Source organism: Pedobacter psychrodurus (assembly GCF_032678585.1).
Lineage (GTDB): Bacteria > Bacteroidota > Bacteroidia > Sphingobacteriales > Sphingobacteriaceae > Pedobacter > Pedobacter psychrodurus_A.
This window is the reverse complement of sequence record NZ_JAVTSN010000039.1, coordinates 12,930-24,531: the sequence shown is the minus strand read 5'-3', so window position 1 is coordinate 24,531 and position 11,602 is coordinate 12,930. Positions and strand designations below refer to the sequence as shown.

Genomic DNA, 11,602 nt, shown 5'->3' with positions numbered 1-11,602 from the left:
GCAATCTTTCATGCTCGTGATTCTTGCTAAAAAGATTGCCTGCCGGCAGCAGGCAGGCTTCGTCGGCTGAAAAAGCCTACTCGCAATGACGATATTCTATTGTCATTTGTCATCCTGAGCTTGTCGAAGGACCTTTTTAAATACAATTGCAGGCATTGCGACAAACACAATGACTGTTTTTCGAGCTCCTCAATCTTAACCCTTTTATTTTTTACAAAAAAAAATGCGCACCAACAAATAACGGTGTCTATTGGTGCGCATCAGTGGTTAATTGGGTTTTTACGATTTAATAAACGCTAAAAGATCCTTATTAATCGTGTCGGCCTCGGTAGTTGGCATACCATGAGGGAAACCTGGATAAGAAATTAATTTTCCGTTTGGCAACAATTTTGCCGCCCTTGGTGCCTGGTTAAATGGAACGATCTGATCATCTTCACCATGTAAAACCAATACCGGAATGTCTACGCTTTTTAAATCTTCAGTAAAATCTGAATCTGAAAATGCTTTTATCCCTTCATAATGTGCCAATACAGAACCCATCATGCCCTGGCGCCACCAATTGTGTTTGATGCCTTCCTGAACGGTTTTACCTTCACGGTTCCATCCGTAAAATGCTACCGGGAAATCGTAAAAATATTGTGCCCTGGTAAAACCGGTACCCTGACGGATTTCATCAAATATCGCCAAAGGCACACCTTCAGGATTGCTTTCATTTTGAATCATAATCGGCGTTACCGCACTAATTAATACTGCTTTTGCCACGCGGCCTTTTCCGTGTTTTGCCACGTAACGGATTACCTCTCCACCACCGGTTGAGTGTCCAATGTGAATCGCATCTTTCAGGTCGAGTGCTGCTGTTAGTTCTGCAATGTCGGCAACGTAAGTATCCATATCATTGCCATTGGCACTTTGTCCTGAGCGGCCATGTCCGCGGCGGTCATGCGCAATTACACGGTAACCCTGTTTCAGGAAAAACATCATTTGTGTATCCCAGTCATCACCAGATAATGGCCATCCATGATGAAAAACGATTGGTTGTCCAGTTCCCCAATCTTTGTAATAAATTTCAGTTCCGTCTTTTACTTTAATGGTACTCATAGCTTTTTTATTAGATTAATTTTAATTGTTTAAAGTAGCCTTGCAAATCCGCCAACTCATTGGATGATCACCAGGTCATAATTTTTATAAAACCATTTATTCAATTTACGCGCCATTGATTTAAGTGACTGAAATACAGTCGTTTTGTGGTTTGCTGCCCCGGGATCTATTGGCTTTATTTCGTTAATTTACGTTAGTTATCTGGAAGAATCAATTATTGCGCATGTTGTTTTATAAACAGAATCATGGTATGGAATAAAACAGCAGGTTGAAGCAGAAGTTTCATTTGCAATTATATTTACAGATTTAAGATGTCTAGGTCGGTTTTAGCTATTATTCCACGTAAAATCACGTGATATCGTCAGTTTTTTTTAATAAAGTAACGGTCCTTTAAAGCTCAAATAACTGGTTATTTGTTGATTATATTTGTGGTTTATTCTTTGCGAGAAAAAGCCATGCATTATACCCTTCTTCAGTTTCTTATTTTACTTTCAGTAGCCTTCCTGTTAATCATGTTGGCACAAAAGGTGAAAATTTCCTACCCTATATTTTTAGTGCTTGCCGGTTTGGGGATCAGTTATATTCCGGGGATTCCTGCCATGTCAATTGATCCTGAAGTAATCTTTTTAATTTTTCTTCCGCCCTTACTTTATGAGGCTGCCTGGTATACCTCCTGGAACGACTTCTGGCGTTTTAAAAGACCAATCAGTTTGCTTGCCTTCGGTTTGGTGATCATCACCTCACTGGCTGTCGCATTTTTAAGCGCCTCCATGATCCCTGGTTTTACATTGGCCATGGGCTTTTTATTGGGAGGAATTGTATCACCACCAGATGCGATTGCGGCAACATCGGTACTTAAAAATATAAAGATTCCGAAACGCATCACGACCATTTTGGAAGGCGAAAGTTTGGTTAACGATGCATCCAGTTTAATCGTACTCCGGTTTGCCCTCGCTGCGGTAATTACGGGGCAGTTTTCACTTTCTAATGCAGCAGGCGATTTTTTCTTAAGTACCATAATGGGCATTCTGATCGGTTTGGCGGTAGCACATGTATTATATCTTATCCACAGGTTTTTACCTACCACGCCGAGTATCGATGCCGCCATCACATTAATTTCACCGTATTTTATGTACCTGGCTGCAGAGCAGTTCCATTTTTCGGGCGTGATGGCTGTGGTAAGTGGGGGTTTGTTTTTGTCTTATCGATCGCACGAGATTTTTGTTGACGGGCAAAGCCGCTTACAGGCTATCAATGTATGGGCAACACTCACCATTATCCTTAATGCTTTCGTCTTTATTTTAATTGGATTGGAATTACCCATTATCATGTCAGGTTTAGAGGGTTATTCGCTTTGGGAGGCCTGTAGCTACGGACTGATCATTAGTGCGCTTGTGATTGTGCTCCGAATCGCCTGGATTTATCCGGTAGCCTTTATTCCGAGGTGGTTATCCGCTAAGGTGAGCAGGAGTGAAGCACATCCCGGCTGGAAAGGTCCGTTAATTATTGGTTGGGCCGGAATGCGCGGTGTAGTTTCATTAGCTGCGGCACTTTCATTACCACTTACTACTGCAGCTCATATTAATTTCCCCCACCGTAACCTCATCATCTTTATCACATTTGTGGTTATTTTGGTTACGCTGGTTTTTCAGGGCCTTACCTTGCCCTATATCATCAAAGCGCTTCATATTGATGAAATTGATCCATTAGTGCCCGATGAGCAGCAAGAAGCCGGCATTAAACTCCGCCTTTTACAGGTTTCTTTAAACCGCCTGGAAGAAAAGTATGTGGAAGAAACTGAGGGTATAGCCTTGGTAAGGGGTTTGAAAAATGAATTGGAGAACAGTTTAAACCATGCATCCAGAAGGCTGGAATCGATGGAGTGTGAGGCAATTGAAAATGCGGAAATGGAAGTGTACAATCATATTTTAAAAGATATTTATCATGTACAGCGCCAGGAGCTACATAAAATCCGTAAGGAAAAAGGGTTTAGCGATGAGGTAATCAGAAAGCAGGAAATGCAGATTGATTTATCAGATACTAAAATTCCGCATGGGAAAATAGCAATAAAGTAGTTTGTGTATCAGTAAATTAAAGCGATCTTATTAGATAGGCTAATCTGTATTTGCTATTTGTGAAAGACGATACCCCGAGTGATTTGTTTCCTTCAGAACATATTATTTATATTGATTTTTATCCAATAAATTATCTTGCAGGATGACAAATCGCGGAGTTTAATCGACTCTGGACTCCAGACTACCGACTTCGGACTAACCGCTTATTTAACAAATTCAAACTTTATCCCAAGTTTTTTAATTTTCGAGTTTAAGGTGGTTGATGGGATATTCAGTATTTCTGCCGCTCCGCCTGCTCCAAATATCTTGCCTTTACACATTTTCAAGATGTTTAAGATGTGCTCCCTTTCCATTTCTTCCATCGTTTTAATTTTGAGCTGATTTTCGCCAGTGAAACCTGTAGCAGATGCGGAATTGGGGAGATCGATTTTAGTGATCGTTTCTCCTTCGGTTAACAACATCGTTCTTTCAATCAAATGTTCCAATTCTCTGATATTTCCCGGCCAGTCGTATGCCTGTAATTCGTGCAGAGCTTCGGAAGAAATTCCGGTAACATTTGATGAACTTTTTTTGCCGTATTTAGAAATGAAATATGCCACCAATGCTGGTATGTCTTCTTTTCGGTCTCTCAGGGCGGGTAATGCTATCGGGAAAACATTCAAGCGGTAATATAAATCTAATCGGAACCTACCTTCTGCCACTTCTTTTTCGAGATTCCGGTTGGTGGCAGTTATAATCCTGACATTTATTTTTTTGGTATAGTTTCCGCCTAAACGCTCAATTTCTTTTTCCTGTAACACCCTTAATAGTTTTACCTGTGCCTCCAGGGGAAGTTCACCAATCTCATCTAAAAAGATAGAACCACCATCTGCTTGCTCAAATTTACCAATCCGTTTTTCGTTCGCACCTGTAAACGCCCCTTTCTCATGACCGAAAAGCTCAGACTCAATTAAGGTTAAAGGTAAAGCCGCACAGTTTACGGTAACCAATGGTTTGTTTTTACGGGGGGATAATTGATGGATGATTTGGGCAATTTTCTCTTTACCTGTACCACTTTCGCCCAGAATAAGCACTGAAGTATCATCGGGTGCCACCAGTTCTAGTTTTTTAAAAGCAGCGTGTAACAATACGCTATTGCCAATAATGCCATTAAAATCTTTCGGAATTTCAGGGATTTCTCTTTTAACAACCGTTTTTTCAACTGCAATTAAAGTTGTCGCCGAAACTTCGGCTATAATATCCTTTCCGTAAATAACTTCATTTAAAATCAGTTCCAAACTTTTCTTAAACTGGTTGATAATTCCTGCATGTACTTTTGTATACAGATCTGATAAGTGATGGAAGAAAATAAACTGGAATTGCCCGCCATCCCTTTCAATTTCGGTAATCAAGGCCGATTCCAGTTTGTAATGATCAGAAAGCACCTGTGTCCATGGGCTTTCCATCCTCAATTTTCGAAAATCATAGCCATTGAAAATCGGTTTCCCGTTGTGAGCAATAGCTGTGCTATTCCATGTTTTAAAATCACGACTGGAAATATTGACTGCTTTCAATAAATGCTCGTTATTCAGCGTGCTAAATTTGCCATCAGGCGAGCGCACAATATTTAGATCTTTTGTAGTGGTCCGGGGATTTGATTTGGTGATCCAAAGGAAATCAAAAGGGACAACTGGATGCAATACGGCACTGATTTGTTTCAACCGTTCCGAAACCGGTTCCTGCTTTTGTATAATATGTTCAATCTGTTTGTGTAATGATGGCTCTGCATGATGGTTGTATTTCAGATGCTGTTCATGCCTGTATCGGGCAATATCCAGCATCACCATCAGGTCTTTCTCCCGAAAAGGTTTAACCAAAAAACCGTAGGGCAAGGTTGCTTTCGCAGCTTCTAAAATCCCCTGATTGGTATTTGCAGAAATATAAATAAACGGAATCCCCATTTCGGTAAGCTGGCCAGCTAAATCAATTCCTGTTTTATCGCCTTGCAAAAAAATATCCAACAGTATCCAGTCGGGTTCTTTGGTTGCGATTAACTCGAGCGCCTTTACCACTGATGGTGCTATACCACACACTTTGTAACCTGCTTTTTCGAGCATAATCCTCAGATCGTTGGCTACAATAAATTCATCTTCTACAATTAAGATTTTCTGTTTCATTTTCAGGCGAGCGTAATATAAAAACCGACATTCAATAAACGGTTTGAGCAGATTAATGCCATTCTATGCATTCAATTAAAATACCAATCCTTAAGTTTTTGTATATCAGTAGTTTGTTTCGTTTGTGTGGTGTTGATATTCATGATATTTCGCCGATTTACTAAATATCATCAGCGTTTGATATCCAGCTTTTTAATTTTGGAATTTAAAGTAGTTGCCGGAATGCCTAAGAGTTCCGCTGCGCCACCGTTGCCTGCAACCTTACCTTTGCAGAGCTCCAAAACCCTGATAATATGGTCTCTCTCGTTATCGCTAATCGTTTTTATTCCATTTTGAGAAAGCGGTTCCTCGTTTTTAATTCCGAGCTCCAAATGATCAGAATTGAGTTTTCCGTTTGATGAAAGCAATACGCTCCTCAGGATCACATGCTCCAGCTCCCTGATATTGCCTGGCCAATCATATATCATCAGCCGATCCATAAAATCAACGGGAATTTCCGGAATATTTTTACCCACGGCCTTTGCATGTTTTTGAACAAAATATTCTGCCAATAATGGAATATCGGTTTTTCGTCTGCAAAGTGAAGGGACGTGTATCGGGAATACATTAAGGCGATAAAAAAGATCAAGCCTGAACCTCCCTTTTGCAATTTCTTTCTCTAAATTGAGGTTAGTAGCGGCGATTATTCTTAAATCTACTTTAACAGGCTGTTTGCCGCCAATCCGTTCAATCTCTTTCTCCTGCAAGACCCGGAGTAATTTTGCCTGAAGGTCGAAGGGCATTTCGCCAATCTCATCCAGAAAAATAGTGCCGCCATTGGCCTCTTCAAATTTGCCGGTTCTGGTATGGAATGCACCTGTAAACGCACCTTTCTCATGACCGAATAAAATGGATTCAATTAAATCTGCAGGTAGTGCCGCGCAGTTTACAGCCACAATCGGTTTTGTGTTTCGATGTGAGAGCCGGTGAATGCTTTTGGCAATTTCCTCTTTTCCTGTGCCACTTTCTCCGGTAATCAATACCGATACATCTGTTGGGGCAACAATTTTTACTTTATCTAAAACACTAAGCAAAGCCGTGCTTTTACCGATAATATTTTCGAAATCTTTTTTAGCTGAGGGATAACCGTTTTCTTGGTGCAAAACGGATTCCGTTCCGGCTTTTTCCAATTCGATAATATGGATCAGTTTTTTCTCTAACGTGCCCGCCAAAAAGTTAAGCAACTCCATGTGGGCTGGTTGGTAAATATTTTCAGTTCTGCTGTAAAATGAAAAGCTGATTTGATCGCCATTTTCCAGGTAGAATGTTTTTACCATGTTGGAATAAAGATGATAAGTGGTGGCGATTAAATTTTTCATTGGCGCTGCCTTTTTCACCCCTTCAAAATCAGCACCGATATAAATGGCGTCGGCTGTGGTTTCTGGTACGAGCTGATTGATGTTGTTGTATTCTGCCCTGCTTAAACCTGTATATTTTAAAAATTCATTGGCAGTAAACAAGTCGTACTGATCAAAGTTTTTCCTGGTGATCCCAATTTCGCTATATCGTTTTCCATCTTTTGCAATACCCGAAAGCGCAATAAAATCAAACGGGACATAAGGCTGAAAGGCACCTGCAATGCATAAGATTTTTTTCTGCCAGGTTAACGATTTCATGGATATATCTACAATAAAATCCTGCATAAAGCGCTCGCTGCTCATTTTCATGTTATTGCTGTTTTCCTTACGGTACCTGGCAATATCAATGCTCAATAAGATATCCCGGTCGCGGTAAGGTTTAACAATAAAGCCATATGGACAGGTAGATTTCGCAGCCTCCAATACTTTCTCATTCGAATTTGCAGAGATATAAATAAATGGGATCTGGCTTTTCATCAAATCATGCGCCAGGTCAATTCCAGTTAACCGGCCCTTTAAGTAAATATCCAGAAGAACCAGGTCTACCTGATGTTTTTCCAACAATTCCTGTGCGTTTTTAACAGAATCGGCAATGCCAACAACCTGATAGCCGGCACGCTGCAAAATCATCTGCAGATCGTGCGCAACGATAAATTCATCTTCAACAATTAGAATCTTTTCTGTTTTCATTTCTAATTAATCTTTCAAGGGGAATAAATCTTCATTTCTGTTCATAAAGGTTAAGCTTAACGAAACACCATCGTTGTTTTCCATCGTAAAAATCCCATCAATTTGGGCACTCAGTCCTTTCATTAAAATAATGCCCAGTGTATTGCTTTGTTCATAATCAAAATCAGCCGGCAATCCGATGCCGTTATCCTTAATAAACAATTGGTAATGATCTTCCTTACATTCTTTCAGGGTGATGATCACTTTTCCACCACGGATATTGGGATAAGCGTATTTAAAGATATTGGTAATCGCCTCGTTAATAATCAAGCCAAGCGGAACAGCTTTTGAAATATCCAGTTCGAGATTTAAAATATTCAATTCGAAACTGATCATTTTATCGTCGTTTAGGCTTTCCTTTAAATACTCGACCAATTCTACGATATAGGGCTGGATATTTATGGTAGCCAGATTTTCTGTTTGATAGAGTTTTTGATGGATCAACGCGATACTTTTAAGCCGGTGCTGACTTTCTTTTATGGCCTCAATTGCCGATAAATCTTCCAGGTAATAACTCTGGCTGTTCAGTAAACTCATGGTTAATTGCAGGTTGTTTTTAACCCGGTGATGTACTTCCTTAATCAAGCCCTCTTTTTCTTCGATTAATTTGTTCTTTTGTTGAATATTCACTTCAAGCTCAGCATAAGCGAGGTCTATTTCGGCTTTTTTCCTGACCAATGTATCATGAAGTTTCTTTTTCAACCGGAACCTGCCATAAATTAGAACAAGCACAATGGTTAAAAAAGCTAAACCAGCTACAGTTGCATTTTTGATCCATTGAATGCGGTTAAGTTCCTGGCTTTGCAGTTGTGATTTTTTCCTGAGGATTTCATTTTCATTCTCCTTTTGTGAAGCCTGGAATTCAACTTTCAATCGTTCAATGGTATTTAAATTATCCTGGCTAAGCATAGAATCCCTAAGCTTATGAAAGTTTTGCAGGTGAATAATGGCTTCTGCCGGCCGATTCGTAGACGCATCTATTTTGTAAAGGATTTCATTTAAACGCATCTGTCTTGGCAGAGTCATGCTGATCTGGTTTTCTCTTGCCTTTTCTGCAAACTGTAAAGCAAGTGCATATTTGTTTTGGGCAAAGTAAAATTGGCTTACAGAGAAAAAAACTGAAGTTTGGAAAGGGTTGGAGTATGTTTTTAATGTAGCATCTTCCAGCAGTTTATCATAATACTTTTGTGCCTCATCGTATTTTTTTAGCGCAGCATAACATTCGCCAAAAGCCAGAAACATAAAATATTGATGTCCGCTTGATGGATTGTTTACTTCGTTCCATGTTTTTTCGAGGATGGATAGAGCCTTTTTCGCCTCGCCCAATTTGATCATCTGACTCGTAATGGCATATGCCGTTATAAAACGGAAAGGGTCTTTTTTGTCTTGGCCGTTTAGGGTTTTACTATACCAGATGATACTTTCTTTGGCTTTGCCCATAGCCTCGTAAGCGGAGCCTACGCGGTTTAAATAGGTGTCGAGTACTTCTTCGTGGTTATTTTGGGCAATTTTTACACTCAGCAATGCGCAATTTAAGGCCTTACTGAGTTCTCCTTTTCTTTCGTAAACTGCCGAAAGTAAATCGTAGGCCATTGGCAGATCCGGAAGTTTAAATTTTTTATCTAAGACAATTACCTCAAAAAGCTCTTTTATCGATAAATCAAATTTTTCTTCTTCTAAGTGGAAATCGGCCATTGTTTTTAAAAGTGATGCCTCTCTGTATTTTTCCTCGAAAGAAGTGCCGATTTCTTTATACAGGGCATGTGCATTAGCGGCCCGATTGTAAAAAGTTCTGTTTTTATAATCTGAAACCGTGTCGGGAACATTAACATAATAAGCATACCATGCGCTGGCTTCAAGGCGCTTGTTGCCGATGTTTTTCGCAATAGCAATTGCCTTTTCATAAGTAAATGCCTGCTGCACCCGTAAATGTTTTTTATTCAGAAACCTGGCGTAAACAATAAGCGTATGAAATTCCCAATTTAACGACTTGAGTTGATCGCTTAAAATGCGCGCTTTTTGTAGATAGGGTAAAGCTTTATTTAAATTTATGCGCTGATTTTCTGGTTGATTGATGAAATGATTGGCAATTTTTAGCAGATATTGTACACGGTTTGTGTCCGGTTTTGACTCAGTCAGCAGTGTTTTTAATTTTTGAAGTGAATCTGTAGGATTTAATTCTTTCACCTGATTTCTGGCTGAACTGCTGTTGCTCTTCATGAGAATTAAACTAAGAACCCCAAGCATGGCAAAAAGAACCATCATTTTATGGAGGTACTTTACTGTTGCGACTTTTTTAAGCAATTCCTTTAATCCGATCATTTAATTTTTACTTGTTCAGGATGTGTTCCCGTTTAATCTTAAATTTTTTAATTTTTGAGTTGAGCGTCGTTGCCGGAATGTTTAAGATTTCGGCAGCGCCACCGATACCGGATATTTTTCCCTTACAGCGTTTTAATATCGATAGGATATGGTCGCGCTCGTTATCGTGAATACTTTTTATTTTTTGCTCTTCTGTATGGTTAACCGCCTCATTTCTATCGATTTTAGGAAGGTGGATCTCTTTTAATACATTGCCTGATGCCAATAATATGCTCCGTTCAATTAAATGTTCCAGCTCCCTGATGTTTCCAGGCCAGGGGTAGAGCATCAGTTTATTGAGTGCGCTTTTGGAAATGGCATTTACCTGCCTACCTGTTTTTGTAGAAATACGGTCGATGAAGAATGCGGCAAGAGGAGGAATATCATCCAGCCGATCCCTTAGCGGTGGAATGGAGATGGGAAATACGTTTAGCCTGTAATAAAGGTCACTCCTGAAATTCCCTTTTTCTACCTCTTTTAATAAATTTCGGTTGGTTGCGGCTACAATTCTAACATTCGTTTTAATTACATCTTTGCCGCCTATACGCTCAATTTCTTTTTCCTGTAAAGCACGGAGCAACTTTACCTGGAGGTCTAATGAAAGTTCGCCAATTTCATCTAAAAAAAGCGTTCCATTGTGTGCCAGTTCAAACTTGCCGATCCGCCGTTCTGTTGCACCTGTAAAGCTGCCTTTTTCATGACCGAAAAGTTCGCTTTCGGCCAGGCTGGCCGGGATTGCAGCACAATTGATTTTAACCATCAATTCATTGCTGCGCAGTGAAGAATTGTGTAATGCCCGCGCAATAAGTTCTTTCCCAGTTCCTGTTTCGCCCGTAATCAATACCGTGCTATCCGTAGCGGCCACAGCATCTACCAGGTGAAAAACACCTTTTAACGATTCGCTTTGCCCGATGATTTCTGAATGATTGTATCGATGTTGGATTTCTTCCTGCAGGTAACTTTTTTCGCCTTCTAATTTTTGCTTGTATTCATTTATTTCCACAAACTGCTGTTCAATTTTTTCATTCGCCAGGATGTTCGATATGGCTATCGAAATTTGTAGCGAAATGCCATGAAGCAGATCAAAATAAATATTCGATAATGAATTTGCGTTTTTGGTATAGAGGTAGAAAAAACCGATACAGCCTGATCTGTCGGCCATTTTCAGACCAATCATTTCTTTAATGCCTTTATTGTGCCAAAATTCCAGCCATGCTGGCGCATCTGCCCAGGTTAAAACTTCTTCAACGTTAAAAACGATTGGTTTTTCCGACGAAATCATTGCCCTGCACATGCCGTCATCAAGCGTATATTTTTTGGATGATTGTGGTGCTATACCGGCTGTTTTAAGAAAATCTTCTTTCTGGTTATAAATGAAAGCACTATGGGTTTTCTGGTCATCGTTAATCAGGCAGATAACGAAATCATCAAAGTCAAAAAGTTTTTTAAGTTTTTGGTCGATCACTTCAAAAAGATCGAGTTTATTGCGGATAGAAGCGATGGAGTTGCTTAAGGATAATAAAACTGCATTCTCTCTCTCTTTCTGCTCAAGTTTTTTAATTAAGTATGCATTTTCATTTTCAAGTGCTGTCGCAACATCAATATTTAGGGTGGCATGTTCACGATTTTGAATTTCAGATGCTCTGCCTTTGCTTTCCATATTGCTAAAGTAGGGTTTATAAATTTAAATAGTGATTTTTGGTATATTAAATGTGTAATGATATTTCGTTATTTTAATATTTAATTATTTGATTTTTAATTATTTAATTAGTTTATTGTATGTTGA

At 39.5% G+C, this 11,602-nt stretch carries 6 protein-coding genes; 1 reads left to right on the top strand and 5 read right to left on the bottom strand.

All coding sequences use genetic code 11. From position 1 onward, the window contains the following. Window positions 1-279 precede the first annotated feature (279 nt). Entirely contained in the window at window positions 280-1,098 is an 819-nt protein-coding gene (locus R2S57_RS22290) for an alpha/beta hydrolase (RefSeq protein WP_316847155.1), read from the bottom strand. A gap of 455 nt (window positions 1,099-1,553) precedes the next feature. On the opposite strand from R2S57_RS22290, the gene R2S57_RS22285 reads away from it, so the two are divergent. Further along, a complete protein-coding gene (locus tag R2S57_RS22285) occupies window positions 1,554-3,173 on the top strand; it encodes a Na+/H+ antiporter (RefSeq protein ID WP_316847154.1) in 1,620 nt (539 codons plus the stop codon). Window positions 3,174-3,376: 203 nt separating this feature from the next. On the opposite strand, the gene R2S57_RS22280 is transcribed toward R2S57_RS22285, so the two are convergent. The 4 genes from R2S57_RS22280 to R2S57_RS22265 all read right to left on the bottom strand — a co-directional run bounded on the left by R2S57_RS22280 (window position 3,377) and on the right by R2S57_RS22265 (window position 11,476). Beyond that, complete coding sequence (locus R2S57_RS22280) at window positions 3,377-5,329, bottom strand: sigma 54-interacting response regulator (RefSeq protein WP_316847153.1); 1,953 nt, start codon at window positions 5,327-5,329, stop codon at window positions 3,377-3,379. Window positions 5,330-5,499: 170 nt separating this feature from the next. Then, entirely contained in the window at window positions 5,500-7,416 is a 1,917-nt protein-coding gene (locus tag R2S57_RS22275; protein WP_316847152.1) for a sigma 54-interacting transcriptional regulator, read from the bottom strand. A 6-nt stretch (window positions 7,417-7,422) separates the two neighbouring features. After that, window positions 7,423-9,675 (bottom strand): histidine kinase dimerization/phosphoacceptor domain -containing protein, encoded by a 2,253-nt coding sequence (locus R2S57_RS22270; protein WP_316847151.1) that lies wholly within the window; start codon window positions 9,673-9,675, stop codon window positions 7,423-7,425. A 109-nt stretch (window positions 9,676-9,784) separates the two neighbouring features. Beyond that, window positions 9,785-11,476, bottom strand: coding sequence for a sigma-54 interaction domain-containing protein (locus R2S57_RS22265; RefSeq protein ID WP_316847150.1), 1,692 nt, complete (start codon window positions 11,474-11,476; stop codon window positions 9,785-9,787). Between the last annotated feature and the right edge of the window lie 126 nt (window positions 11,477-11,602).